Raw genomic sequence first — 26,250 nt, 5'->3', positions numbered from 1 at the left:
TAGCGTTGCGGCATGCCCGAACACTCTCCTGAACTACCGAGCGCCCGACACCGACTGGTGGTGCTGGCGATCTGCTGCGCGAGCATCTTCGTGGTGGTGATGGACATCTCCATCGTCAATGTCGCGTTGCCGTCGATTCGGCACGACCTGCATGCCTCTCTCTCCGGTCTCCAATGGACGGTCGACGCCTACACCCTGGTGCTGGCCGGGTTCCTGGTGGCGGCCGGATCCGCCGCCGACAGATTCGGGCGCCGCCGCATCTTCCAGATCGGGCTGGCGGTGTTCGGGCTCGGTTCGCTGCTGTGCGGCTTGGCACCAACGATGGGGTGGCTGATCGCGGCGAGGGCAGTGCAGGGGATCGGCGGCACCATGCTCAACCCCGTGGCCATGGCGATCGTCGCGACCGCCTTTCCCGAGCCCGCCGCGCGGGCCAAAGCCATCGGCGTTTTCGGCTCCATGTCGGGATTGGCGCTGACGATGGGGCCGATACTCGGCGGCGCACTGGTCGACGGGCTCGGCTGGCATTCGGTCTTCTGGATCAACATCCCGATCGTCGCGGTCGCCATCGTATGCACCGCACTGTTCGTGCCCGAGTCCCGCGCACCCCGAGCACGCAGATTCGACCCCGTAGGTCAGATCCTGGTGGTCCTGCTGCTGGGCAGCGTCGTTTACGCGATCATCGAATCCCGATCACTGGGCTGGACCTCGCCGGTCATCCTCGCGCTGTTCGCCGCCGCCGTGCTCGCCGTGCCGGTCCTCCTGGCATACGAGTCGCGGCGCGAAGATCCGCTGCTGGATCTGCGCCTGTTCCGCAGTGTGCCGTTCATCTCGGCGATTCTGATCGCGCTGTTCGCACTGTGCGGATTCGGCGCGTTCCTGTTCGTCACGACCCAGTACCTCCAGAACGTCCGCGGCTTGTCCGCCCTCGGCACGGGGCTGTGCCTGCTCCCGGTCGGGCTGCTGGTCGTCGCGTTCTCGCGACGTATCGGCCGACTGGTCGGCGCACGAGGACCACGCCTGCCGCTGCTGCTCGCCGGAACCGCATTGAGCCTGGGCGCCATCGCCTCCCTCCGACTGGAACCGACCACCCCGCTACCGATGGTGTTGGCGATTTACCTGCTGTTCGGGATCTTCCTCACCGCGGTCAACCCGCCGATCACCAACACCGCGGTCGCCGGAATGCCCCCCTCCATGACCGGCGTCGCCGCCTCCCTCGCGTCGGTCGGACGCCAGACCGGCACCACCCTCGGCGTCGCGATCTCCGGAACGCTCCTCGGACCCGCCCTGACCCACGGCGGCGCGGCATTCACCGCGACCGCCCGCAGCATATGGTGGATGCTCGCGGGTCTTGGCATCTGCATCCTGCTGCTCGGACTGCTCAGCACCGGCCGCTTCGCCGAGAAATCCGCGACCCGAGCGGCGGAACTGTTCGAGGAGATAGACCGCGGCGTCGGGGACCGAACCGCACCCGCCGTCCAACGGTGACGGAGGCACTCCGGGGAATCGGGGTCCGCGCCCTCGCCGAAACGCCGACATGAAATCACCGGCACACCAACAGGATTCAGCCCGGTTCACCTGGCGTGACGATTCTCCCCGATGCACTCAACACGCTTGTGTCATTCTCGGATCAGGGCAGGCCGAGCCTGTCGAACGACCCGAGGATTCCCGCGGCGGGAGGCGAGATTGCCGGCGGCTTTCCGACGCATCTACCGCACGAGTCGACGCTATGTCACTGCAACGGGACCTCCGCAGTCAGCCGATCGACGAGAAAGGCCAGGATCTCGTCGCGGGCCGCGGCGGTCGGCTCCCCTGGTGCATCGACCAGATGCGCGGTGACCACACTGTGCGGGCAGCCGACGATCTGCGAGAAGAACGGCGGCGGAGTGGGATTCGCCGCTTCGGCGGGCAGCACTCGCGGCTCGAAACGGGGACCCAGCGCTGCGGCGTAGGCGGCGAAACGCTGCGCGGTGCAGAAGCGGTCGCCCTCGAAGCGATAGGCGCGCACCACGAGATCATCGCGATCGAGTCGCTCCCGCACGGCCGCGAGCTCGCCGGGCGAAATCTCCAGTCCGCCAGGCTCATCCACTGGCAGCGACGGTTGGCACAGCACCGGCGCCAGCATCGCGGGCTCGAGCATCATGGTGAGCGCGAAATTCCCGGTGAAGCACATACCCAGTGCGCCGACGCCGGGACCGCCGCATTCGCGATGGGCCAGGGCTGCCAGCGCCCGCAGCCACACCGCGATCGGGCTGGACTTGCCCGCGCCGAAGGCACGAAATTCCGCGCTGACACAGGCTCGTTTGAAGACTTCCATACCGGCCTCCGCCTCCGGATAGGCACCGTCGCGGCCGAACAGTGACGGCAGGTAGACGGTGAGCCCGGCGTCGCGCACCCAGCGGGCGAAGCGAGCCACATCGGGACTGATGCCGGGCATTTCCGCCATGACGATGACCGCCGGTCCGGTGCCGCTGACGTACACCGTGCGGGCTACTCCGTCGAGCGTGATCGAACGGGGCGCGAAATCGGCGAGGTCGTCGTCGAGAGAATCCTGAGGGAGAGATTGCTGCACCCCCCAAACCCTGCCGCAGCGGGTCAGCACACCGCCATTGGCAAGATCGCCACTCTTCGGTCTAGTCTCGCCACATGATTACCCACCTCGCGCTGGACGGTGCGCTCGAAGGGGCACTCGGCCTCGGTATCGACATCGTCGACACGGCAGCCGGGATCGCCGGTGACACGACGGGCGGGCGGCTGCGGCAGCGGGTCGCATCACTCGATGGACTGCCGGTCCGATCCAGCGGTGGGCGGCTGATCAGCGTCGATATCGAAACCCCGCTCGGCGCGGCGGAGTTCGAACCCGGCGACGTTCTGGTGGTGCCGGGGCCGTCCGCGTCGAGTGAAGCGCGTGTCGAGGAACTGCTGACCCGATCCCAGACCATGCAGGCCGTGGAAATCATCCGGCGTGCCGCTGATTCCGGCGCCACGGTCGCTGCCTCCTGTTCGGCTGTCTTCGTGCTCGCGGCCTCGGGGCTGTTGTCGGGCCGGGCCGCCACCACCGCCTGGTGGCTGGCGCCGCTGTTGGCCCGCCGCTTCCCGGATGTCACCGTGCACTGCGATCGCATGGTGGTCGACAGCGGCGCGATACTCACCGCCGGTGCGGCTTTCGCCCACACGGATCTGCTGCTGGCGTTGGTCGCCCGCCTCGGCGGTGGTGCGCTGGCCGAGCAGGTGGCCCGCTATCTGGTGCTGGATGCCCGCATGTCGCAGTCGCGCTACATGGTGCTCGAGCATCTACGGGCCTCCGACCCGGTGCTGCGCGCCGTGCAACAGCACGTGCACGCCAATCTGCACCGGCAACTATCGCTGGACGAATTGGCCGGTGTCGCAGCGGTTTCCGCGCGCACTCTGGCCCGCCGCATCCGCGACCGTGCCGGCGTCTCACCCACCCAGTACGTTCATCGCCTCCGGGTCGCGCAGGCGGCCTCCCTGCTCACGACCACGCGCGAACCCGTCGACGTGATCGCGGGAGCGGTGGGTTACGCCGATCCGGCGGCCTTCCGACGCGTCTACCGCAGACACACCGGCGAGACACCGACCGCCACCCGCACCCGCACAGCCGACACGACCTAACAGGATGTCGGCGACCGGTTCCCTGGCTGGAGACTTGATTCGCTCATCTCCTACACCGACATCGGATCCGGTGACACTCCTTCGTGTGATCACGCGGAGCCGGGGGCCGGCCGTAGTTCCGCAGGGCCATTCATCGCGTTCAGGGCGCGTGCGATGAGGGCGTCGAGTTCGCGAGCGTCCGGCATGCCCAGGTCGTAGAGCAGGCGGTAGTGCAGTGGGCCGTACAGCAGGTAGAGAGCGACATCGGGGTCGGCGTCGCGAGATAATTGCCCGTGCTGCTGGGCGCGGCGCAGCCGGTCTTTGAACAGCTCGAGCTGCGGTTCCAGCAGGAGGTTCCGGAGCTGGCGGGCGACGTCGGGGTTGTGCAGTCCTTCGGCGATCACTCCGGCCAGGGGCGAAGTGCGCGGGGGGTGAATCGCGGCGATGAGGCCCTGCATCTGGGTGCGGAGGTCAGCGGCCAAGTCGCCGGTGTCGGCGTAGCCGGTGGTCTGCTCGGCGATCTCGATGAGCAGGTCGATGGTCACCATGGCCTTGGATGGCCACCAGCGGTAGATGGTCGGCTTGCCTACGCCTGCGCGGGCGGCGATGGCCTCGATGGTGACGTCCGCATACCCCTTCTCGGCGATCAGCTGGGAGGTGGCATCCAGGATCGCGCGGCGGGCGCGGAGGCTACGCCGGGCCGGGTCGGGCGGGGTGGGGGCAGTCGCTTCCATGTCCGGAGCCTACCTCAGAAGTTACGCAACGTTTCGTTTTGACAGGGTCGGCATTCGGGTCTAACGTTTTCAACGTGACGGAACGTTCCGTGACGTTGAAACTGAGGAGCACGGAAATGAAACATGGACGAGTGACAGCCAACGGGATCGACTTCTCCTACGTCGAGGAGGGGGAGGGTCCGCTGGCGCTGCTCCTGCACGGTTTCCCCGAGTCGGGAGCGGCCACTTGGCGGCACCTGATCCCGGAACTGGCCGCGGCCGGGTATCGGGCCGTGGCCCCGAACATGCGGGGCTTCGCGCCGACCGCGTTGCCTGCCGACGGCCGGATGCTGATCGCCGACCTGGTCGCCGACGCCAATGCCCTGCACGAGGAGCTGAGCGGGGACGGCGACGCGGTCATCATCGGTCACGATTGGGGCGGCGGCACCACCTGGGGCGCGGCGGTGGCGGCCCCGGAGCGGTGGTCCAAGGTGATCGTCAGCGACGTACCGCCGCTGCAGTTCTTCGGCGGATACGCCGGAACCTACGAGGGTATCGAGGCGCTCAACCACTTCTGGTTCTTCCAGATGGATATGGCAGGCCAGATCCTGGAGGCCGACGACATGGCCTACATGTTCCAGCTCATGCAGAACAGGTGGACGGCACCCGACTACGACGCCACGGAGGACTTCCTGGCTGCCCGCAGCGCCCTCGGCGACTCCGAGCGTCTGCGGGCGGCACTGGACCTGTACCGGCAGAACTTCGGAGCCAAGATCATGGGCACCCCGGAGTGGCAGGCCGAGCAGGGCGCACTGTGGGGGCCGCTGCCACAGCAGCCCACGCTGTACCTGCACGGCACCAAGGACACCAGCGTCGTCCTCGACCAGGCCGGCCTCGACGCCATCGGCAGCCTGCTGTCCGAAGGCTCTCGAACGGCCTTCATCGAGGGCGCCGGGCACCTCGTCCCCGCCGAGAAGCCTGCCGACTACAACGCGCGAGTCCTGGAGTTCCTGAAGAACTGACCCTGCGTCACCGGCCTGCGGAATCCGGCTCACCGGGGGAGCAGGCCGGTGACGGGCTCGCGCTGGACTCCGCGGCCCGGGTGTCATCGCACCGCCGGCGGTGAGGTCGTGGTTTACCCCCTGGGGGCGCACCACTTCGTCGATCGGACTCGCCGGCGCCGCTCCCGGCTCGGCCACGCCGCGCGAACTCGCGTAGCCACCCTCACCGGTCACGTCGACATGAAATCAGCCGTAGGTCAACATCGCTCACCGTTCCGCGCTACGACTTGCCGCCGCATTAAGAGAGCGTGATCAGGTGCCCAGTTTGCACCGGCTTTCGTAGCAATTACGTTTGGTTTGAGGTGACCAAACGAAAACGTAACTCCGAGAAGGTCATCGAGCGCGGCTGCGGGTTCTGACCGCCGATAACGTTCACTTATCGGTGGTCAGAACAGCGACCTGGGGATTTGGATTCGGAAGGGGCGCAGGGGATTACGTAGCGTGTTGATTCGTTGGCTGCGACGGAAACAACGCTACGATTTTCGGATGGCGGATGTATGCGGCTATCCCGGATGTACGCGACCGATTACTCGCGCGGGCGGTCCGGGGCGACCTTCGGAATACTGCGACCGGGCCGAGCACACGCGATGGCGGGCCTGGCGGGAGCGGCAGCGGTTGCAGCAGCAGGAATCGGAGGGTGCGGAAAGTTCCGTCACTGTGACGACTCGCGGGCCGGTGACCGTGGCACGGTTGCGGGCCGATGAGCTGCTAGTTCAGTTCCGGGGACTCGCCGAACAGTTGGGTGGGACCTTGAACGCGGCGGTCGCGGAGCTGTCGACGCTGGCCGATCCGGCGGTGGTCGAGGCGCAGGTCCAGGCGGTGCAGGCCGATGCGGCGCGGCGGATCGCGGAGGCCGAGGTCGCGACCGTCGCGGCGGAACGAGCCCGACGCGAGGCGGAGGACGCTCGGATCGCGGCGGAGGCCGCCGCCGATGACGCCGCCGCGGCGGCCGAAGCCGCGGAAGGTCTCGTCGCGGCGGCGCAGGCGGCCCGCGACGATGCCATGGGCGAGGTCGAGCGCGTCACCCGGCAGGCTGCCGATGAGGTGTTCGCCGCGCGCAGCGCCGCCGAGGAGCAGGTTCGCGCCGTCCGTCGCGAAACCGCCGAGGAGGTCGACCGTATCCGCCGCGCCTCGGAAGAGGCGACCGAGCAGACCGAGCGTCGCGCCGCGGGGGAGATCGCGCACGCGCAGCGCGAGGCGGCCGCCCTCGCGGCGACCGCCAAGGCCGAACGCGATCTGGCCGTGCAACGCGCCGCCGACGCCGACCGCGCCACCGAACGCGCCGAACAGGCCGTCCTCGAACGCATCGAGGCCGCCAACGAGGCGCGCGGCGAATGGCGGCGCGCCAGAACCGAACTCGACGCCACCCGCACCGAACTCGCCGCGGCCCGCACGGAACTCGCCGACACCCGCCGCACCGCCGCGTCCGACCTGGCCGCGGCCCGTGCCGAAGCCGCCGCCGTTCTCGACCGCGCCGTCGCCGAGGCCGAACACCGCCTGCGCGCCGTCGAAGAGGCGCGCACCCAGACCCTGACCCGCGCCGAACGCGCCGAACGTCAACTCGACCAGCACCTCGCCGAAATCCGAACTCCCGCACCGCCGCAACGGTAGGAATCGAGGTGGCGACGCGGGTACTGATCGGCAGCTTCGACCGGTCAGTACCCGCGCGCCCCAACCGGCCATTACGGAGCGACAGGGCTGACGCGGGGTGTGCGGATTACCGTCGCGGCGACGATCCAGGCAACCACTACGAAGCAGGCGGCCACACCGAAGGCGAGTTGATAGCCGCCGGTGAGCGCCGCGACGGATGTGGCGCCCCGTGCCCGCAGCGCGTCGGTGTGCGAGGCTGCCAGCGTGGACAGGATCGCCAACCCCAGGGAACTGCCGATCTGCTGCACCGTATTGAACATGCCCGACGCCAGACCCGAGTCCTGTGGTGTCGCCGCCGACATCGCCAGCCCGGCCAGGGCGGGCATTGCCAAGCCGAAGCCGACGCCCAACAGCAGGGTCGCCGGGAAGACATCGGTCAGGTAGGTACCGGCAGCCGAGATCCGGCTCAGCGTGGCCAGACCCGCCGCGATCGAGGCCAGCGCGACGAGTAGCACCACCCGGCCCGTGAATCTCGCGATGAGGCGCGGCGCGACGAGCAATGACATGGCGCCGATCAGCACCGATACCGGGACCACGCCCAGACCCGTCCGCACCTGATCGAATCCGAGGACGTTCTGCATATAGAGCACGGCGAGAAACTGGAAGCTGAAAATGCCTGCGATCATGAGGGTATGGGTCGCCAACGCGCCGGATACGTTCCGGATGGCGAACATTCGAAAAGGGAGCAGCGGATCGCGAACCTTCGCCTGCCGGATGACGAAGCAGACCAGTAGTCCGATAGCCATGAGACCGACTCCGGTTGTGCGGATCGATCCGAAACCGTATCGGGATGTCTCGGCGATGGCGTACACACCCGCCATCATTGACAGGGTGATGAGGGCCGCGCCGAATCCGTCGACTGCCCGGTCGTCGCGGGTGGCGGTATCGGTGCGCAGCACACGGCTTGCCGCGATCACCGTCAGGATCCCGATCGGGAGGTTCACCAGAAAGATCCAGTGCCAGCCGATCGTCTGGGCCAATACCCCGCCGAACAGCAGACCCAGCGTGCCGCCTGCGGACTGGACGAAGCTGTAGACACCGATCGCCTTCGCCCGCTGCCGCGAGTCGGTGTACATCGTGACGACCATGCCCAACGTCACCGACGAGGCGATGGCGGCACCCGCACCCTGGGCGAACCGGGCGGTGAGCAGTGTCGCCGTATTCGACGCGAGCCCGCAGGCCAGTGATGCCGCGGTGAAGATCGTGACGCCGGTGAGGAATACGCCTTTGCGGCCGAACAGATCACCGAGTCGACCGGACAGCAGCAGCAAGCCCCCGAAGGGAATCAGATACGCGTTGACCACCCATCCGAGGTTCGACGAGGACAACCCCAGGCTTTCCTGGATCGCGGGCAGTGCGACATTCACGATCGTGCCGTCGAGGATCATCATCAACTGACCGGCGCAGATGACGGCCAGCGCGAGCGAGCGGGTTCCGAGCGTCGTCGGTGCGGTCCGTGGATGGACTGACATCAGCTCCCCTCCCTTTCATAGTTACGACTTGTTACTGGGCTCATGGTCTGTAACTATCGAGGTAGACGGAAGGAGGCACATTCATGTCCCGCAGTTACACGGAGGTGACATTGCCGCTCGAGACCGCGACGGACCCGATTCCTGTGACGGACCAGACAGCCAATCCAGCGTGTACGGTGATGGCGATACTCGACCGGGTCGCGGGGAAATGGGCCATCGGCATCTTGATCGCCGCGGCCAGGGGGCCGGTGCGATTCAGTGAATTGGAACGCGGTATCGCGGGTATCAGTCGCCGCATGCTCACCCTTAATCTCCGCAAACTCGAACGCGAGGGACTGTTGGTGCGCACCGTGTATCCGGTCGTTCCACCTCGGGTCGAATACGCGTGTACACCAATGGCGCTGGAACTGACGCAAACGCTGCTGTCGCTGACCGATTGGGCCAGTCGACACAGCGACGAAATCTCCCGCGCGCATACCGCCTACGACACGGGCGACCAGGGGAGGTCGACCTCCACTTTCCTCTGAAGTCGCACTCGCACCCGGTCTTCGCGAACTTGTCCCTCCGGGTAGCGCCGAACTTATCCGAGCGGATAACATTATCCACGTGGATAATAAAATCTTCGGGAATGGTCGCGATCATCGACACCGTCCACCGGCGGTAGGCCCTGTGGCGGGCGAATCGGTGCGGTGATGACGACCGCCCATCAGACAGCGACCGTCGCTCGGAAAAAGCAGATCACCGGTGCCGCGATCACGTTGCTGGGAGAAATCGGCTACCAGGCCACCACGCTCGAAGCCATCTGCAAGGAGGCGGGGCTCAGCAGCAAGCGGCTGATCACCTACCACTTCTCCAGCAAAGATGACCTGTTCGCCGCGGTCGCCGATCAGATCGCCACCGACGCCGAGACTTCGGTGCGGTCCGCGTTCGAGACCGCTACCGGTGCCCGCGAACTGCTCGCCACCGTCATCCGAGCGAACGTGGAGTTCATCGCCGACCACCTGCCGCAGGTACGGGCGCTCCAGCAGATCCTCCTCAATGGAGATCACGGTGTCTGGGAGCGGCACCACGTCGAATCACTGAACGGGCTGGCCCGCCTGTTCGAGCAGGGGCAGCGAACCGGAGCGTTCCGACCTTTCGATGCGAAGGTCATGGCCGCGGCGTTGCGAGCCTCCATCGACAGCATGGTCCCGTTGCTTTCGACCGGCCTGGACCCCGACCAATGCGGAAATGAACTGGTCGAACTGTTCGACCACGCGACGAGTGCGCTGACACGAGCCTGAAGGACGAGAAAATGACATACGCAGGAGTTGCCGGACGCAAGTACGTCGTCACCGGCTCCGCATCCGGCATCGGCGCCGCGACCGCGAAAATACTGCGCGAGCGCGGTGCCGAGGTCATCGGTTGCGACCTCGACGAGGCCGAGATCCAGGCGGATCTGTCCACACCCGAAGGGCGGCAATCGCTGGTCGACCAGGTCACCGAGCGTGGCCCCATCGACGCGGTGCTCGCCATCGCGGGCGGCGGGAGAACCGGCCTCCTCGAGACGAACTACTTCGGCGCCGTCTCGACATTGGAGGGACTGCGGCCGCTGCTGGCGCAGAGCAGCGCACCCAGGGCGGTGGTCGTGTCCTCGACCTCGTCGCTGGCGCCCGCGGACGAGCGGGTGGTGCGAGCATGTCTCGACGGCGACGAAGCCGCTGCCGTCGCCTACCTCGCCGCCGACCCGTCCCTCGGTGGCCTTACCGGCGGCTACGGCATCGCCAAGCGTGCGCTGAATCGCTGGGTCCGCAAGGTCGCCGCGACACCCGACTGGGCGGGAGCGGGCATCGCGCTCAACGCCGTCGCCTCCGGCGTGGTCGACACCCCTGCGGCCGCATGGATTTTCGCGAACGAGCAGACACGCGCCGCAGTGGAAGCCGCGGCGCCGCAACCGTTCGGCGGATTTCCGGGGCGACCGGAGTGGGTCGGCGAACTGATCTGCTGGCTCGCCGGCGCGGACAACCGCTTCGTGACCGGTCAGGTCATCTTCGCCGATGGGGGTGCGGAGAGCGCGTTGATCGGAGATCTGCACTGGCGCTGACGATCACACAGCACTCGAGGCTCCGTCGGCGCGGCGCGCGATCATGGCGCCCGCGTCGATAAATCGTTTGCGACCCGTCGCGGTCGTGGCCGATGATGGGTCCCTGCGATATACGGGGAGGTTCGGATTTGAAGCTGGCAGAGGCACTTTCGTTGCGCGCGGCCGCGACGCGTCGGATCGGGCAGGTGAGTGAACGGATCCAGGCGAGCGCCCGCTACCAGGAGGGCGAGGAACCAGCCGAGGACGCGGCCGCTCTGCTGCACGAGGCGGAATCCACTCTGGACGAGTTGGAAGCGCTGATGGCGCGGATCAATCGCACCAACGCGGCCGCCCGCGTCGACTCCGGTGTCGTCCTGACCGACGCGCTCGCCCGTCGTGACGCGTTGCGCCTGCGGCATTCGGTATTGACCGCCGCCGCCGATGCCGCCGCGGGTCACCGGGGCTACGCTCGCCAGCTTCGTTCCGAATTGCGCATGCTCACCGCGCTTCCCGTCGCCGAGTTGCGCGCCCGAGCCGACGCCGTGGCGCGGGAGTTGCGCGAACTGGAGGTCAGCGTTCAGCGCGCCAACTGGGAGGTGGACCTGCTGGACTGAGTCCGGGTGGAGCAGGTAGTCGTCGCGGAGGCGTGCACGGACCGCTGGGGCCGACGGTCATTCGGCCCCTTTCTCTGGTTGCACGGAGGGCAGTGCAGGAGGGTTCAACTCCCTCGATATACACCGCAGCCCAGCACACGGCACCATAGATCGCGCAATGCGCACACCACATCACCATGTGCAGATCCGCGTCGACGAGGGCGGGCAAGGGGTACTCCACCCGGCTCGGAAAGCGATTGGTTCGGTAGGAGTTTCAGCGTGCGCCGGATACGCGGCCGAGTTCGAGTCCTATCGCGTCGATGAGCAGGGCACGGGCACGGTCGAGGGTGATCGTCTCACTGTGCCAGCGTTCGCTGAGTCCTTCGACCAGGGCGGTCAGGCGTTCGGCGATGGCGCCGGCATCCAGGCTCGCGGCGAGGACGCCGTCGGCTTGCGCATCGCGGATCAAGGTTTCGATATCGGTGTTCCAGGAATCCGTGGCGGTGCGCAGTGGGGTGCGCAGGTCGGGGTTGAAGACCGCGCTGGCGCGCAACTCGCCCCAGGCGATGCTGTTTTCCCGGACCTCGTCGGTGTTCTGCAGTTCGAGGAGCAGCATCTTCTCGAGCTGCGTGCGCGGGTCGTCCTCGGTGCAGGCGTGGTCGGTGTAGGACACGGCACGATCATTGATGTGCTCGAGGGCGGCGCGCAGGACGCCTGCGCGGTCTTTGAAGTGGTAGTAGATCAGCGCGGTCGATACTCCCGCCGCGGCGGCTAGTTTCTCGACGCGCAGGCCGCGGACACCATCCATGGCGATGACACGGACGGCGGCCGCGAGGATTTGGGTTCGACGCTCTGACACGGGTCCTCACAGTAGAGGCGGGTGCGTCCCACGATGTCGCGGACCTGCCGCACGGGTCGGGTGCATAACGGGATCAGGCGGCCGGTTCCTGCTGCGTGGTGCAGTGGATTCCGCCGCCACCGGCGGCGATGCCGTCGATATTGAGCTGAACGACCTCGCGGTCCGGGAACAACCGTCGCAGGGTGTCGCGGGCGGCCGCGTCCGTGCGGGCATCGCCGAATTCGGGCGCGATGACCGCGCCATTGCAGACGTAGAAGTTGATGTAGCCTGCGGCGAAGTCGTCCTCGGCGAAAGTCTCGCGCACCGTGGACGGGCCTTCGAGCACCTCGATCCGCAGCGGACGGCCGTCCGCGTCGGTGGCCTGGTGCAGGATGTCGAGGTGGCGGCGGGTGACGTCGTAGTCGAAGGAGTCCGGGTCGTTGTCCAGCCCCGCGACCACGATGCCGGGGGCGGCGAAACGGGCATAGAAGTCGGTGTGGCCGTCGGTGATGTCTTTGCCCGCGATGCCGGGCAGCCAGATCACTTTCGAGAGGCCGAGCAGATAGGCGAGTTCCTCTTCGACATCGTGTTTCTTCCAGCCAGGGTTGCGATTCCTGTTGAGCACGCAACTCTCGGTGATTATCGCGGTGCCCGCGCCGTCGACCTCGATACCGCCGCCCTCGAGCACCAGATCGGTGCGCAGTCGTTCGACCCCGGCTCGCTCGGCGACGATCCGGGCGACCTGACCGTCGCGACGATGCTGCTGCTTGCCGCCCCATCCGTTGAAGTTGAAGTCGACCGCGGCGCGTGCACCATTGCCCCCGACGAATACCGCGCTGGTGTCGCGCATCCACAGATCATCGATCTCCGCCGCGATCAACTCGACGTTCGCGCCGCCCATCAGGTTGCGCGCCAGCCCCATCTCCTCCGGGCGCACCAGCATGGATACCGGTTCGAAGCGGGCGATCGCGGTGGCGATGGCGGCCAGGTTGCGTTGCACCTCCGGCACGAGTTCGGGACCCCAGATGCGTTCACCGGCACCGAAAGCCATCCAGGTCCGCGCGTGCGGCCGACCCTCGTCGGGCATCATCCACTTTCTCCCGTCATCATGCGTACCGGCGGAACCTTTGCCGCCGAACGGTAGATCCTTGTCCGTGCAACCGGCCAGCAACAGGGTGCCCATCGTCGCCATCGAGGCCTGTACGAACGTGCGCCGCCTCATCTCGTGCTCCTCTGCCCTAGGGGAATGCGCGACGAACTCTCGCGGCGCTTCGGACGCCAGCGGCCCGCTTCCGACTATGGCCGCATCCCATCATCGTGGGGCGACTGACTGGCTATCTGCAACACTAGATCCTGACTGAAAAATTAGTCAAGCCGGATCGCGGGCAGCTCGTTGCCTTCCGAGCCCGCGCGGCTTGCTTTCAAGCGCACTCGAAGCTTTAGCGTCGGGGCCATGACCACAACGAATGAGACCAAGACATGGATCATCACGGGCGCGAGTTCGGGCCTCGGCCTGGCGCTCGCCGAGGCGGCACTCGCGGCAGGCGAGCAGGTGATCGGGACCGCACGACGGGCCGACCGGTTCGACGGGCTCGAGGCGCGATACGGGGATCGGTTCCTCGCCATCGAGCACGATGTGCGCGACACGGCGGGAGCGGCCGCGGTCGTGCAGCGTGCGCTGGAGGTGTTCGGGGGCGTCGACGTGCTCGTCAACAATGCGGGCGCCGGGCAGGTGGGCGCCGCCGAAGAGATCACGGATGCCGAGCTGCGGGCCATGCTCGAGCAGCACCTGTTCGGCCCGGCCGCCTTCGTGCGTGCTGTGTTGCCCCACCTGCGGGAGCGTCGCTCGGGTGCGATCGTGCAGATGAGCAGCCAGGGTGGGCGGATGTCCTTCCCCGCCGTCGGCAGCTACTCGGCAGGCAAGTTCGCACTCGAGGGCTGGTCGGAGGCGCTCGCGGGCGAGCTCGCGCCGTTCGGCATCCGCGTCCTCATCGTCGAACCCAGTCGCTTCCGCACCGCGTTCAACGCCGCTGACGTGCTCAACGCGGCGCGGCGCAGCTCGATCTACGACGAGGCCATCGGCGCCGTGCGCGCGAACATGGCCGAGGCCGACGGAATCCAGGAGGGCGACCCGACACGCGCCGCCCTGGTGATCCGCGACATGCTCGATACCCCGGACGCGCCGCTGCGGCTCCCGCTCGGCGCCGAGGCGGTTCGCAATCTCACCCGCGTCTACCGTGACGCACTCGACGACGTCGAGAAATGGGCCTCCGTGAGCGAGTCGGCCGACTTCCCCGGCATGCCGCCCGCAGTGCGCGCGTTCTGATCGCCGTACGCTGTGGGCCATGGCCACCGAAGCGCTGATCGAACGCATACTCGCTGCAGGCGCCGGGCCAACCTCGTCGGCGATCGATGCACTGCACGAACTGCTCGACGACGCCACGATCGAGGCCTCGGCGCGGCCCAAGAGTGTCGCCGAGGCCGCCCGGCTTGTCGGGCTGTCTACACACACCCTCCGGTATTACGAGCAGGAGGGACTCGTGCGGCCCGCTCGCAACGCCTCCGGGTACCGCGAGTACTCCGCGTTCGATCTGCGCCGCCTCGTCTTCCTCACCCGGATGCGCCTGTCCGGCATGACCATGACCGACCTCAGGCGCTACATCCTGCTCGTCGAGCAGGGGCCGAGCACCATCCCGGAACGCCGCCGCATCATGCTCGACCAGCGAGACCGAATCACCCGGCAGATCCGTGAGCTCGGTCTGGCTCTGGAGACCACCGAATACAAAATCCGCGTCTACGACGGACACCCGGAAGGCTGACGCCCGCGACCTGCGCCGATCACGTCGCATGGGTCGTGCCTGCCGCTGATTAGTGGCTTTCCGGTCGACCCGAGACGTTTCGGGTGAACAGGCGGGCGCGCGCCCCGGCGAGCGCGAGTGCCGCGGCCGTGTCGGCGGTGCCGTCGTCCACCGGCTCGCCGGTGATCAGGACGCGGAAATATATGGGCGCCACAAGCGCTTTGATCGTCTCGGCCGGATCGGTGCCTTCGGGAAGTTCGCCTCGGGCGACCGCTCGTGTCACAACCGGAAGCGTCTGGCGGATCCGGTCCCGGAAGACGTGTCGAGCCGAGTTGGGCGGCGCGGGCAGTCCCGCGGCGGTGGAGACCAGTACGGCCAGGACGGCGCGGCCCGCGGCGCCGGTGGCCCAGGCGACCAGGCTGCGTGCCAGCGCGCGCAGATCCTCTTCGATCGAACCCGTATCGGGGATGGGGATTTTCGCGGCGACACTGTCGGCGAGCGCTTCGGCGATGAGGGTGTCGCGATCGGGCCAGCGTCGGTAGACGGTGGTTTTGTGCACGCCGGTGCGCTGGGCGACGTTCTCGATCGTGAACGCGGCATAGCCCCGTTCACTCAGTTCGTCGACGGTCGCGGCGAGTACGGCGGAGCGGACCTTCGGTCCACGGCCGAGCGGCGCGGACGGACTCATTGCAACTCCTTGTTGCGATATTGGCGACAGGCGGGCATGCTGACGATATCGCAACTCACTGTTGCGATATGCCGATTGGAGTGTCGATGCGGTCGAGATTCATCCGGGGAGCCGCGCTGTTGTTCCCCGGCCTGCTGGCGGGCGCGTTCGGATACGGCGCGGTGAACGTGCTGTACGCGTTTCGTGAAGTGCCCCTTGATGTTCGGTTCACCTTCCACACCGCGCTGATGCGGGTAAACGGGCCGGTCATGCAGTCGCTGATGGGCCTGACGGTGCTGAGCACCCTGCTGCTCGCCGTGCGGTCGACGCGATGGCGGCGGCGAGCCGCCGCGAGCGCCTCGATACTGGCGTTCACCTCGTTCCTGGTGACCCGCTTCGGGAATGTGCCGATCAACCAGCAGATCAAACGCTGGGCGGTGAGCACCCCACCCGCCGACTACGCCGAAATCCTGCGGCGCTGGGAACTTTTCCACTTCACCCGAACCGGGTGCGCCCTGGTCGCCTTCGTCCTGGCCATCACGGTTGTCCTCGGATCCACCACCCGCGATGACCGCGAAGCGGGCGCGACCATCATGCCCCGACACGATGGCACCGCCCACGAATCACCAGCGAGCATCGCATGACTCGCACACCGATCACCGCGGGAATTCTCGCCGACGGCGCGTTCAAGGTCCTGCTTGCCTGCGCCTACACCCTCGGTTCCGGATCGCTGGGGGACCGGCTCGGAGTTGCGCCCTGGGTGATGATCATCTGCGGGGCGACCCTGCTGATCGGCGGAGGAACCGAGCTCGGATACATCCGAAACCGCCCAGCACGCACCTACATACGGCTCATGATCGCCTACGACAGCGGTTGGGTGGTGGCGACACTGGTCGCCCTGCTACTTGCGCGACAGAACAACCACTTGGCAGGCGAGTTGTGGATCGGCTATCAGACAGTGGCTCCGCTCGCTTTCGCCGCACTATTGGTCGCGGCCGATAGCCCGCTCGACAATCGGAGCAAACACTGAGCCCACGCTCAACTCAGACGCTGTCTGAGCAGGCAGAATTCATTGCCTTCCGGATCGGTCAGGACGTGCCAACCCTCGGTGCCGGTTTGGCCGATATCCGCAGGCTGCGCTCCGAGGCTCAGCAGGCGTTCGAGTTCGGCGGCCTGGTCGCGGTCGGTGGCATTGACATCGAAGTGAATGCGCAACTGGGCCGTTTTGGGCTCGGTGGCGGGGACGATGACCAGGGTCGGTTGCGGTCCGCCGAAACCTTCCCGCGGCCCGATCTCCACCGCACCCTCGTCGTCGGTCTCGAGCACGATGAAGTCCAGTGCGGCACACCAGAATTCCGCCAGGCGGCCCGGATCGCGGGCGGGGATGATCAGTTCTGAGATGCGGCACGCCATGATCGGCACCCTACTGGTCTCGACGCCACCCGGCCACCGTTTTCACGCCGGGTCGAATGGCCGCGAGTGTCCACCACGAACACCGCCACATCGGCAACGGCCCAGGGAGACAGCGGCTTCGAAGTGTCGTCCGCCGCCGTTTCGACCCATCGCCCACCTTGTCCGGGCCATGATTGGGACTGCGAACTGGGAGGCAACGGGGTATGCCAGGCAGACGGCGAACGATAGATGTGGATCCGGACGAACTCGACCGGGCCGCCAAAGTGATGCGGAAGATGGCGGTCCTCGACTTTCACATCGGCGATGATCTCAAACGCGGGCTCACCGAGCGAGCGGGTGCCGACCGCATATTCGGAAACTCACCTGCGGCGAATAACATCTCGGCGAAGTGGGACCAGATTATCACCACCCTTTCTCGAGACGTCGAGGATCTGGGCGCCAAAACTCAAAATATGGCCGAGAATCTGGAGCGGGCCGCAGACATGTATCGGAGCAAAGAGGGACAGTCGGCAGACCGATTTTGGCGGACTATCTGAGCGCGAGCCGCACAACTAGGCGAGGGATTCCAGGTGGACTTCAGACACACAGTCCTGAGAGATGCCGCTATGTCGGACCAGGTGGTCAGGTTGGCGGCCGCAGGAGAGACGGTTGGCGCACAGTCGAATCCGATCGAGGATTTGTACCAACTCGACTGCGTGCCCGTAGAAATCCACTATCTCGTGGACTTTGTGCGTACCCAAGCGGATTTACTGAACGGCGTCCGCGATGAATTCGAAAACACCAGGCGCAGGTTGGTCAAGAAATGGCGCGGCGAAGCCGGTGATCAGTTCGCCGTCGACAGCGGGAGGCTGCTGACCACCTATATCGTGCGGCAGATCAACATCCGTGAAGCAGCAGCGGCAGGCCGACAGATCGCGGACGGCGTCGACAATGTGGCCACCACCGCCGCCGAGTTCAGCCTGAGCACTGCGGTCGACGTCGATCCCTCCTCCGTCCTCGTACTCGCGCACCGCGATGAAGCGCCCGAAGAAGCCAAACAAGCAGTCCGGCAGGCGATTGTCGCCATACACCAGATGGTCGAGATAAAGCAGCAGGAGATCACCGCGCTCGGCTCGGCGCTGAAAGGCAACGGACCTGTGCTCGAGGCTTGAATGCATACTGTTGCCTCGGCCCCTGCGCAACAGGTCTCGGCGACGGTGGGCTGCAGGCGCTGCCCGTTGGTTCGAGGCTGGTTCGGGTGTCGATCACATCGTGTCGAGGTGGGCGGTGTCGTTGTGCCGCACCAGCGTCCACCGCATGCCACACTCGGGCCGTGTCCGGGCCAGCGGGTGCAGATGCCGCCGCGCCCGATCGAGTGCAGGTCGCGGTGGACAATGGCGATGTGCATGGCGGTTCTACCGATCGTGGAGTTGGTCGAGCATCGCGTTCCATTGCGGGCGCAGCAGCGCCAGCCTGCGCTCACGGAACTCGCCTGCCGCGAGTTCGGTATGCACGCGCACCTCACGCGAGAGCACCACTGCTTGGTTGAGCAGGAACGGGGCTTCGATGCCCGATCGGGCCACGATCGCCTCGATACCGGCCTGCAAGCCCGGGGTGGCTCCCAGGAGTGTGTGCAGCATCGCTAGGTCGAATCCCGCGGCGAACAGTCCGGTGAACTCGAAATCGAGCGGGACGCAGTCGCCGGGGGCGGCCAGCAGCAGGTTCCCCGGCAGTGGGTCACCGTGGGCGACCGCGTCGAACGGCCCGGCCGCGTCGATCAGCCGGTGCAGCGCCGCGCGGTCGTGGTCGTCGAAGAACCCGGCGCGGTGGTATCGCCGCACCCGGTCGGGGTAATCGAATACGGGCGCAAGAGTTTTCGGTGGCGGGTTCCATGTTCCGAAATTAACGACAGTGGTAAGTATCGTGTTCAGCGCGGTCGGGTCGAGGGGGCGGGTGGGGTATCGCTCGGTATCCACTACCTGGCCGGGGATGTACTCGAGCACCATGACTCCGGTCTCGGCGTGGATCAGTTCGGGCACCCGTACCGGCGGTGGACACGCGGTGAAGGCCCGGTAGATGCCGATCTCGTGGGTGATCTTGTCGCGCCAGAACGGTTCGTCGGTGCGGCAGGCTTTGATCACCGCGCGTCGGCCCCGATAGTCGCCCTCGACCAGCAATGACTTGTCGGTCGCCCGCAGGATCCGGTCGATTGTCACGTCCACGCCGAGGTCTGCGGCCAGACGGGCGGCGGTGGGGTCGAGGGGTGCGTGGGTCATCGGTGTTCTCCCGTGGTGGCGGTGATGATCTCGGTCAGCCGGTCGATCAGGCCGGGCGCGGCCTGCGGTGCGGTCCAGGCGTGGGTGAGCGCGGCGACCGCCTTCTGGTAGTAGTGCGGGTCGGGTACCCGCCCGGCCGCAATATGGCCGAGCACCTGCCAGTACATGATGGCGGTGTACAGGCGAAATCGGCCCGACCTGGTCGTGGTCGGCGGCCATCGCGCCCAGACGCGGCGGACCAGCTCACCGAATCGCGCCATCGCCTCGGCGTCGGCAGCGACCGCGCCGATCATGCTGCCCGTGCGGGGTACACGATGCTGCACGCCTCCGCGCTCGCCGAAATGCCTACTGCGAGAGCATCGTCAGAGCGTGCCGCGCACGACCGGCAGTGAAGCGGTGATGGGGTCGACGCCGAGACCTGCGGCCCAGGTGATTTCGTCGTCGAAAGCGGCGTCGCCCACCAGCTCCGCCGCGGCCAGTCCGGCGGGCATCGCGTCCCGGTCGCGCAGTAGCTGCCACTGCCGATTGGTGGCCACCAACACCCGTAAGGTTGGCAGCGCGGCGACCGCCTCGAGGTCCGAGACCTCGATCTCCGAGATGTCCAGGCGTTGCAGTGACGGCAGTGTCGCCAACGGGCCGATGCGCACCGGTTCGGTCGCTCCGGCGAGGGTCAGGTCCCACAGGGTCGGGTGACCCACCAGCGGCTCCACGTCGATGCGCGGCGCGGTGAGGTCCAGTTGTTCCAGCGGAACCGTGTGCGGCACGGACAACCGCACCGATCCGACACCGCGCACTCGCAGCTCCCGAAGCAGGGGCAGCGCCGCCAGTTCCGCGGCATCGAACGAGTCACGGCCGTTGACCGTGAGCCCCTGCACGGCGATCGCACCGGGAAGCTCCGCGACCGATTCACCCACACCGCGCAGGAGCGCGTGACTCAACGGATGGTCGGCGTCGTAGTACTCGAACGCCGGCTCGCCCATGCGCAGGGACTGGACTGTCCGCCGCAGCACTGCGAGAACCGAGTCGTCCTGTCGGGAGGCGGAGCCGTACCCATCGGGTTCGAACGTGATCACCTGCCCGGACAAGCCGATTGGACCAGGGTCGAGATCGACGGCGGTCACATCGCGATCGCTGGTGCCGATGATCACCCATTTCGGGCTGCGCGAGATTCGGCGCACCACGCCATGGGGCCAGGATTCGAGCACAATGCGACCGCTGGTGGCGAACAGCGAGTCGCTCCAGGCTCCGACGGTGCCCGCACCGTAATCGAGATCCGCCGTCTCGGCGTCGTCGTTGAGGTGGGCCGCGGCGACGGTAGCCAATGGCAGCAGCGCGGTGAACGTCAGCAAACCCCGGTCGTCGCCCTCATAGCCCACTACCCGATAGAGCGCACGCAGATCCTCCGGCAGCCGGAAACCGATCCGCGCCTCGGCTGCGGCGATCTCCCCTTCGGTGTTCCCGGTGCCCAGCCGCGGCGCGTGGCCCTCTTGCCGAGTGCGCAGTTCCACGTACTCGCGAACCAGGTCGGTCACGGTGGCGACCAACTCCGGATCGGTGGGCTGGTCGTCGAGGGCGGCGTCGGTGACCGGGGCCGGAATAGCATGGCCGGGATATCGGTAAGCGGGGTCACGGATCACCTGTCGAGCGGACTCCCACCCGAATTCGTTCCAGTGATGCCGCGACTGGCAGCGGTACTGGAACTCGTAGCTGTCGCCCCGCACTCGCAGCCGCATCTGCACCATGTCGTCCGCGTTGGTGTGCACGCCCAGTTCAGCACGCACCGCCGCCGAGATCGCTGCGGTATCAGGCCACCCTCGCAGCAGCATCAGCGCGCCGATCGAGCCGTGCGCTCGTGCGCCGCAGCCGCCCACCGTGTTGTGGTGCATCTCCAACGTTCCCGCAGTCGCGCCGCGCGCCGCGAACTCTCGCGCCAGCTTCTCGGCCTGTTCGATCAACCCGGCCACATAGCCCCCTTCGCCGTAAACGCGTCGCGGCCACCCTAGCCACCCACAAGACCGGACTCCCAACGATGGGAACGGCTCAGTGCGTTTCGGCCGGGCCTCGTTCCCAGGGTGGGGGGCGGTCGCCGCGGAGTCCGAAACGGATGCCCGTGAGGGTGTTCGGGTGTCCGGGAACCCATGCCTCGCACCACAGTTCCCTCGGCGACACGCTGCCTCTGGCGTGCAGGGCAGCGAGGGTCTCGGCGACTATGGCCCGACCGTCGGCGCCTTCGGGCAGGAGTGGCCGGGCATGGCTCCCCTTGCTGTCGAATGTGTCCATATCGCACGAGATCGCGGTGAACCAGCCGTGCGCGAGCGGCCCCGGCTCGTCGTAGATGCCGATCGCCCAGCCGATTTCGGGGATGTCGGGGAGGTTCCGGAGGTCGTCGGCGAACGACTCGAACAGCAGGTGCAGGTTGTGCGCAAGTTCGTTCATGTCGTCCGCGGCCCATATGGGCGTTGCCGCATTCGCCAGCCGGGGCGGTAGTGAACGGTCGGGGTCGGGCCGGTAATGCCAGCGCTCAACGAGCACAACGTCACCGTGACTACTGTCGTAGTTCGACTCGCGACTGATTGCATCCTGCTCCTCCCACATGTCTTCCGACTCACTGCCTTCGGCCAGGCTGCGCAGGGTCGGCACCGTCGGTTTGAGACACAATTCGATCGTGACGTCCGCGCGTAGGTCGAGTCCACGCCCCTGGCGGTACTTTTCGCGGGTCATCACCGCGAGGTGTTCCGGTCCTACCCATGTGACGAACCCTCCCTGACCGCCGCCGATCAGGTCCGGGTCGCCCAGCGCGGCCCGGCAGCGGGCCAGCGCCGCGCGGAATACGGTGTCCGCCGCCGGTTCGGACAATTGTGTGGTCAAGGTCAGTGCTCCGACCTCGCCGTAGCCGAACGATTCGCGCGCGGCGTCGGTCGTCTCGGTGACCTTCGGTGCCGCGCAGGAGAAGCCCTCGCACACCGCCTGGACCGTCTCCCGCGACCAGGCACCGAAGTCCGCGCGGACCAGCTCGGAAACCACCTCGGGAAACCGCGAATCCGGCGCATCGATCCTTTGTGCGAGATCCCCACGCCAACGCCGCAGTTCGGAGAAGTAGTCGTGTTGGAGCGGGTTGACCACCATCACCTCGATCGTGGCACCGTGGCATATCCCGACAGCCACATTCCCGAAATGCCATCCGGGGCCGTGGCGGGCCGAAATCCATTCGTCGGTCGGCTCATCCCAGATCTGCTCCAACGCGATAGCCAGCTCGGCAACCGCAGACGCACCGAATTCCGAACTACCATAGCCACTCTCGCTGACCGAGACAGTTACCGCGTCCAACCGGTCACCCACGATCCGGAAGGTCGCGACCGAATCCTCCACCGCCAGATCGGTGCGCGACCACCACTGTGTCTCAGTGCGCCCGAACCGACCAGGCTCCTCCCACCCCAGGTACCCGCAGAGCCGGTCGACATCGGCCACCGCCCAGGTCCACTCGAACTCCACCACCGCCTCGACCATCGCGACCACACCCGCGACATCCACCCGCAACTCATCCACGCCGGCCACCATAACCGCGCACACCGACCGCTGAGCGCCGGCCGGTCACGCGTGCGGATTCAACGCCTCGGCATCGAATCCGCACCTGGTCACGCAAGGCAGGTGGATCAGCGCAGGTCGTCGATGAGAATTGCGTCGATGGTCGCGTCGAGGTCGACTGACTGGTTGATGAGGACGAGGGTCCGTCCGTCGGCGGTGAAGTTGCCGATCGTCAGTGATGGCCCTGTCCAAAGGATACGGCCGTCGCCATCGAACAGCGCGGCGCCGTGATCGCTCGCCGCGAAGATCATCGGCCCGTGGTCGGCCCAGATCACCCGAGTGCAGCCTGCCGCGACCACCGACGCCGCGGATATCGAAGCGGGCAGCCCGACCGGCTGTATCTGCCGCGCGCCGATCACCGCATCGCCGCCGATATCGAGCACGATGGCCGTCGGTGCTGCTTCGACAGTCGCTGTCGCCCCAACGGATTCACCTGGTCGGCGGCCGCCTGCCACAAGTAGACCGGCTCCATCCGGCGCGTAGGTCAGCGCGTTCACCACCGCCAGCCCCGTGTCGTATCGGAGCACGATCGCACCGGAATTCACTTCGCGCACAATGATTTCGCCCGATGATGCCGCGTGCGCCAGCCGTTCGCCGTGGTGATCGAGCGCTACGGGGCCGAAAGATCCGGCGCCGGAGGCGAATACGACCGCACCGGTGGCGGCGTCGATGACGTGCACGCCATCGACCACCGAACTCGCCGCGATCCTGCGGCCGTCTCCACTGAACCCGATCCGGGCGAGCTCGTCCTCCGGTTCGACATCCGAGTCATCGTCATCGTCATACTCGAAAGGGTCCCTGGTGGTGCCGATCTCCGCCTGCCACAGCGGTTTGCCCTCGGGCACACGCCAGGCATACAGCACACCTTCCTTCCAGGCGGCCGCAACGCCGCTGTCGGGGGACAGCTGCACATCGAATGCGTCGTCGAAGAAGTCGCCGCCGTCCTGCAACATCGTGGAACCGACCTCGGTGCTGGTGCCCCACACCACGATATCCCCGCCGTTGTGATGGGCCTCCGCAGCGGCGCACACTACCAGCCAGTGCAGATCCGGCGGGCAGGCCACTGCGGTGGCGCCATTGAAGAAATAGGCGAAACCCTCGCCTGCTTCCTCATCGAGGCGTAGCTCTGGTGGCAGGCCGTGCTCTACGTCGCGCAGGGTACCGAGCCGCATCCGCAAACCTCCATTGTTGTTGGCAGAAGCCAATATTCGTTGAGGGGTCGACCCTACCGGCAGGCGTTCGAGTTCGGCGGCCTGGTCGCGGTCGGGGACCGGCCCCTACCCGACCTGATCACCGGGCATCCGGGGCCGTAGACAGTTTCAGGCTTTCGCACTCTCCACGCGGTTGCGCTCGGCGATGGTCCTGCGCGCCTCGTCGCGGACCTCCTCTTCCGGGTCGTGCTCCTGGAGGAAGGCGAACAGGGGATCCAACTCCTCCCAGTCGACCCGGCCCGCGCAGAAGACGGCGATCCGACGGACGAGCGGCTCCGGATCGTTCATCGCCCAACGGAACAGCGCGAACATCTCCGGATCGAAGGGGCCGGAGCAGTGCACGCAGAGCATGCGCAGCGCATTCATGACGGCGACGCCGTCGCGGGTGCTGTCGAACAACTCCGCCATGGTTGCGTTGTCGTGCACGCCGATTCGCTCGCGAACGAGTTCGACGGTCGATCCCCGGTCCGGACCCGCGATCATGATGTAGTCGACTTGGAGTAGATCGTCCTCGATCCAGTACACGGCCGCACCGCGGTCGGGTGTCAGCCAGATCTGCTGAGAAGGGGAGTTCCCGGCGATCGCCTTCGTCGAGTAGAGCTCCCAATCGAACTGTTCCGCAAGCTTTTCGACCTCTTCTCGCGCGAGCGCTGTGTGGGGTACGAATCGCACGGACATGGTCAAGGGAGCTCCTTTATCGAGGTGTGCGGACGGTGGTGGAACGCGTAGTCACGGGCCGTTCGGCGATTCTGCCCGTTCGGAGCGGGATGGTCCATCCAGGAATGAAAAACTCCCTGCCGCACAGGGTATTTCGAGGCAAACCCGACCGGCGGGAGTCGCGCGGGCGCAACTCCCCGCGCCACCGCACCCGAACGTCGCCATCGAACTTCTGGCCACCTGCGACTTGCGCTGCGGTGTGCGGTGTTTCGCCGCTGCGCGCCCTGACCGGCTAACGTGGGCAATGTTTCAGCAACGGTCGAGCGACAAGGGTGCGGTGTGATCAACAGGGTGCGATGGCAGTACCGACATCGGCGGGTGTGGCGGATTCCGGCCGCGATCGTGGCGGGGGCCTTGTTGCTGGCCTGGGCGGTGCCCGCGTTGGATCGGGCGCTGGCGGAGGAGTTCGCGCGGGTGCCGGTCCTGGGCACTTTCGACGCCGGGGTGATGGCGACGGTGCTGTCCTCGGTGGCTTCGGGCACGATCACGTTCTCCGGTTTCGTCTTCAGCGTGGTGTTGCTGGTGATCCAGTTCGGCACGGCGTCGATGTCGGCGCGGTGGGCTCCGCGGCTCACCCAGGACTGGGTGCTGGGGGCCGCGCTGGGCACCTTCATGGCGACCTTCACCTATTCGCTGCTGATCTCGGTGCGGCTCGGCGCGCGGGTCGAGGACTACCAGCCGGTGCTGTCGTCGATCGTGGCGGTGGGGTTGGCGCTGGCCAGTGTCGTGCTGTTCTTCGCGCTGCTGACCAGGGTGGTGAACTTCCTGCGATTGGTGAAATCGCTCGACTACGTGGGTCGGGTCGGGATGCGCACGGCCGCGCATGTGCATCCGGATCCGTTCGGCACGCAGCGCGATCCGGCACCCGATGCCGATAATCCGGATCGGGTGATCCGCTGCGTCGGTCGCGGCGGGGTGCTGTTGGGTATCGATACCGAGCCGGTCGCCGCGTTGGCGGCGGCCGCCGGGGTGCGGATCACGCTGCTGCCCGCCATCGGCGACTACGTGCTGCCGGATGCGCCGCTGTTCGCGGTGCACGGCGGTTCCGATATCGATGCGCGCCGACTGCGGCGGCACGTGGTGTTCGGTATCGAGCGGGTGGTGGACGCCGATCCGGCGTTCGCGCTGCGGGTGATGGTCGATATGGCGATCAAGGCGCTGTCCCCGGCGATCAATGATCCGACGACTGCCACCCAGGCGCTCGACCATATCGGCGCGCTGCTGCTGGATCTGGCGGGCCGCGATCTCGGGGTCACCGTGGTGCGCGATGAGAACGAGGTGGTGCGGTTGGTGCTGCGCAACTCCGATTGGGTCGACTATCTGGCGCTCGCGGTGGATGAAATCCGTTACTACGGCGCGTCTTCGCTTCAGGTGGTGCGGCGATTGCGCGCACTGTATTCGGATCTGCTGCGGCTGTGCCCGGCGGCGCGCCTGCCCTCGGTGGCGGAGCGACTGGCCGCGCTCGAAGCCGACATTCCGGCCAATTTTCGCACCGCACTCGACCGCGCCAACGCCGGCCGTCCCGATTGGCAGGGTCTGGGCGGTCCCGCCGCGTGAGGCGCGATGAGCAGCAAATCACAGGCTATTGGCGTGATCCGGCCATACG

Annotated in this window: 28 protein-coding genes; 15 read left to right on the top strand and 13 right to left on the bottom strand. The window is 66.9% G+C overall.

From position 1 onward, the window contains the following. Nucleotides 1-12 precede the first annotated feature (12 nt). Nucleotides 13-1,485, top strand: a complete 1,473-nt coding sequence (locus D5S18_RS19060) for an MFS transporter (protein WP_120042423.1) — start codon at nt 13-15, stop codon at nt 1,483-1,485. A gap of 244 nt (nt 1,486-1,729) precedes the next feature. Here the strand turns inward: D5S18_RS19060 and D5S18_RS19055 are convergent, their stop codons facing one another. Next, complete coding sequence (locus D5S18_RS19055; protein WP_120042852.1) at nt 1,730-2,569, bottom strand: dienelactone hydrolase family protein; 840 nt, start codon at nt 2,567-2,569, stop codon at nt 1,730-1,732. Between the two features lie 74 nt (nt 2,570-2,643). On the opposite strand from D5S18_RS19055, the gene D5S18_RS19050 reads away from it, so the two are divergent. Then, nucleotides 2,644-3,630, top strand: a complete 987-nt coding sequence (locus D5S18_RS19050) for a GlxA family transcriptional regulator (protein ID WP_120042422.1) — start codon at nt 2,644-2,646, stop codon at nt 3,628-3,630. 89 nt (nt 3,631-3,719) lie between these two features. Here the strand turns inward: D5S18_RS19050 and D5S18_RS19045 are convergent, their stop codons facing one another. Beyond that, nucleotides 3,720-4,343: a TetR/AcrR family transcriptional regulator gene (locus D5S18_RS19045; protein ID WP_120042421.1), complete on the bottom strand. Its 624-nt coding sequence runs from the start codon at nt 4,341-4,343 to the stop codon at nt 3,720-3,722. A 131-nt stretch (nt 4,344-4,474) separates the two neighbouring features. Between D5S18_RS19045 and D5S18_RS19040 the strand changes: the two genes are divergently transcribed. Both D5S18_RS19040 and D5S18_RS19035 read left to right on the top strand, forming a co-directional pair. After that, the gene (locus D5S18_RS19040; RefSeq protein WP_203236809.1) at nt 4,475-5,344 is read left to right on the top strand and encodes an alpha/beta fold hydrolase; all 870 of its coding nucleotides are present in this window, start codon (nt 4,475-4,477) and stop codon (nt 5,342-5,344) included. A 525-nt stretch (nt 5,345-5,869) separates the two neighbouring features. Continuing rightward, on the top strand, nt 5,870-6,994 hold the full coding sequence (locus D5S18_RS19035) for a coiled-coil domain-containing protein (protein ID WP_239003870.1): 1,125 nt from the start codon (nt 5,870-5,872) through the stop codon (nt 6,992-6,994). A gap of 71 nt (nt 6,995-7,065) precedes the next feature. Here D5S18_RS19035 and D5S18_RS19030 read toward each other — a convergent pair whose 3' ends face one another. Further along, nucleotides 7,066-8,505 (bottom strand): MFS transporter, encoded by a 1,440-nt coding sequence (locus tag D5S18_RS19030; RefSeq protein WP_203236808.1) that lies wholly within the window; start codon nt 8,503-8,505, stop codon nt 7,066-7,068. Nucleotides 8,506-8,684: 179 nt separating this feature from the next. Between D5S18_RS19030 and D5S18_RS19025 the strand changes: the two genes are divergently transcribed. From D5S18_RS19025 to D5S18_RS19010, 4 genes are all read left to right on the top strand, one after another. Next, on the top strand, nt 8,685-9,032 hold the full coding sequence (locus D5S18_RS19025) for a winged helix-turn-helix transcriptional regulator (protein WP_203236807.1): 348 nt from the start codon (nt 8,685-8,687) through the stop codon (nt 9,030-9,032). A gap of 165 nt (nt 9,033-9,197) precedes the next feature. Further along, on the top strand, nt 9,198-9,788 hold the full coding sequence (locus tag D5S18_RS19020) for a TetR/AcrR family transcriptional regulator (protein WP_120042417.1): 591 nt from the start codon (nt 9,198-9,200) through the stop codon (nt 9,786-9,788). An 11-nt stretch (nt 9,789-9,799) separates the two neighbouring features. Continuing rightward, nucleotides 9,800-10,588, top strand: coding sequence for an SDR family oxidoreductase (locus D5S18_RS19015; RefSeq protein ID WP_120042416.1), 789 nt, complete (start codon nt 9,800-9,802; stop codon nt 10,586-10,588). A 128-nt stretch (nt 10,589-10,716) separates the two neighbouring features. After that, nucleotides 10,717-11,181, top strand: a complete 465-nt coding sequence (locus tag D5S18_RS19010; protein WP_120042850.1) for a DIP1984 family protein — start codon at nt 10,717-10,719, stop codon at nt 11,179-11,181. A 253-nt stretch (nt 11,182-11,434) separates the two neighbouring features. On the opposite strand, the gene D5S18_RS19005 is transcribed toward D5S18_RS19010, so the two are convergent. Further along, the gene (locus D5S18_RS19005; RefSeq protein WP_120042415.1) at nt 11,435-12,019 is read right to left on the bottom strand and encodes a TetR/AcrR family transcriptional regulator; all 585 of its coding nucleotides are present in this window, start codon (nt 12,017-12,019) and stop codon (nt 11,435-11,437) included. A gap of 73 nt (nt 12,020-12,092) precedes the next feature. Then, the gene (locus D5S18_RS19000; RefSeq protein ID WP_120042414.1) at nt 12,093-13,220 is read right to left on the bottom strand and encodes an agmatine deiminase family protein; all 1,128 of its coding nucleotides are present in this window, start codon (nt 13,218-13,220) and stop codon (nt 12,093-12,095) included. A gap of 231 nt (nt 13,221-13,451) precedes the next feature. Here D5S18_RS19000 and D5S18_RS18995 point away from each other — a divergent pair, with 231 nt between their 5' ends. After that, nucleotides 13,452-14,324, top strand: coding sequence for an SDR family NAD(P)-dependent oxidoreductase (locus D5S18_RS18995; RefSeq protein ID WP_120042413.1), 873 nt, complete (start codon nt 13,452-13,454; stop codon nt 14,322-14,324). Nucleotides 14,325-14,343: 19 nt separating this feature from the next. After that, nucleotides 14,344-14,817, top strand: coding sequence for a MerR family transcriptional regulator (locus D5S18_RS18990; protein WP_120042412.1), 474 nt, complete (start codon nt 14,344-14,346; stop codon nt 14,815-14,817). Nucleotides 14,818-14,866: 49 nt separating this feature from the next. Here D5S18_RS18990 and D5S18_RS18985 read toward each other — a convergent pair whose 3' ends face one another. Continuing rightward, entirely contained in the window at nt 14,867-15,484 is a 618-nt protein-coding gene (locus D5S18_RS18985) for a TetR/AcrR family transcriptional regulator (RefSeq protein ID WP_120042411.1), read from the bottom strand. Nucleotides 15,485-15,570: 86 nt separating this feature from the next. Between D5S18_RS18985 and D5S18_RS18980 the strand changes: the two genes are divergently transcribed. After that, nucleotides 15,571-16,107: an anthrone oxygenase family protein gene (locus tag D5S18_RS18980; RefSeq protein ID WP_120042410.1), complete on the top strand. Its 537-nt coding sequence runs from the start codon at nt 15,571-15,573 to the stop codon at nt 16,105-16,107. Further along, nucleotides 16,104-16,493: a hypothetical protein gene (locus D5S18_RS18975; RefSeq protein WP_120042409.1), complete on the top strand. Its 390-nt coding sequence runs from the start codon at nt 16,104-16,106 to the stop codon at nt 16,491-16,493. The genes D5S18_RS18980 and D5S18_RS18975 overlap by 4 nt, the downstream gene beginning before the upstream one ends. Nucleotides 16,494-16,501: 8 nt before the next feature. On the opposite strand, the gene D5S18_RS18970 is transcribed toward D5S18_RS18975, so the two are convergent. Beyond that, nucleotides 16,502-16,876 carry a VOC family protein gene (locus D5S18_RS18970; RefSeq protein WP_120042849.1) on the bottom strand — a complete coding sequence of 125 codons (375 nt, stop codon included), beginning with the start codon at nt 16,874-16,876 and terminating at the stop codon, nt 16,502-16,504. A 230-nt stretch (nt 16,877-17,106) separates the two neighbouring features. Here D5S18_RS18970 and D5S18_RS18965 point away from each other — a divergent pair, with 230 nt between their 5' ends. Beyond that, nucleotides 17,107-17,412 (top strand): hypothetical protein, encoded by a 306-nt coding sequence (locus D5S18_RS18965; protein ID WP_120042408.1) that lies wholly within the window; start codon nt 17,107-17,109, stop codon nt 17,410-17,412. 69 nt (nt 17,413-17,481) lie between these two features. Beyond that, nucleotides 17,482-18,027, top strand: a complete 546-nt coding sequence (locus D5S18_RS18960) for a WXG100-like domain-containing protein (protein ID WP_120042407.1) — start codon at nt 17,482-17,484, stop codon at nt 18,025-18,027. A gap of 243 nt (nt 18,028-18,270) precedes the next feature. Here D5S18_RS18960 and D5S18_RS18955 read toward each other — a convergent pair whose 3' ends face one another. From D5S18_RS18955 to D5S18_RS18930, 6 genes are all read right to left on the bottom strand, one after another. Continuing rightward, entirely contained in the window at nt 18,271-19,131 is an 861-nt protein-coding gene (locus D5S18_RS18955) for a phosphotransferase (protein ID WP_120042406.1), read from the bottom strand. After that, nucleotides 19,128-19,454, bottom strand: coding sequence for a hypothetical protein (locus D5S18_RS18950; protein WP_147404015.1), 327 nt, complete (start codon nt 19,452-19,454; stop codon nt 19,128-19,130). Before D5S18_RS18950 ends, D5S18_RS18955 begins: the two co-directional genes overlap by 4 nt. A 39-nt stretch (nt 19,455-19,493) precedes the next feature. Next, nucleotides 19,494-21,095 (bottom strand): SMI1/KNR4 family protein, encoded by a 1,602-nt coding sequence (locus D5S18_RS18945; protein WP_120042404.1) that lies wholly within the window; start codon nt 21,093-21,095, stop codon nt 19,494-19,496. Between the two features lie 76 nt (nt 21,096-21,171). Further along, a complete protein-coding gene (locus tag D5S18_RS18940) occupies nt 21,172-22,677 on the bottom strand; it encodes a DUF6301 family protein (RefSeq protein ID WP_147404014.1) in 1,506 nt (501 codons plus the stop codon). 107 nt (nt 22,678-22,784) lie between these two features. Further along, nucleotides 22,785-23,888 carry a WD40 repeat domain-containing protein gene (locus D5S18_RS18935; protein WP_120042402.1) on the bottom strand — a complete coding sequence of 368 codons (1,104 nt, stop codon included), beginning with the start codon at nt 23,886-23,888 and terminating at the stop codon, nt 22,785-22,787. A 147-nt stretch (nt 23,889-24,035) separates the two neighbouring features. Then, entirely contained in the window at nt 24,036-24,605 is a 570-nt protein-coding gene (locus D5S18_RS18930) for a HEAT repeat domain-containing protein (RefSeq protein WP_120042401.1), read from the bottom strand. A 318-nt stretch (nt 24,606-24,923) separates the two neighbouring features. On the opposite strand from D5S18_RS18930, the gene D5S18_RS18925 reads away from it, so the two are divergent. Beyond that, complete coding sequence (locus tag D5S18_RS18925; protein ID WP_158607903.1) at nt 24,924-26,201, top strand: DUF2254 domain-containing protein; 1,278 nt, start codon at nt 24,924-24,926, stop codon at nt 26,199-26,201. Nucleotides 26,202-26,250: the final 49 nt, after the last annotated feature.

It is taken from the genome of Nocardia panacis (genome assembly GCF_003598715.1).
Lineage (GTDB): Bacteria > Actinomycetota > Actinomycetes > Mycobacteriales > Mycobacteriaceae > Nocardia > Nocardia panacis.
The sequence above is the reverse complement of the archived record's forward strand: the minus strand, read 5'-3'. Positions and strand labels throughout refer to the sequence as shown.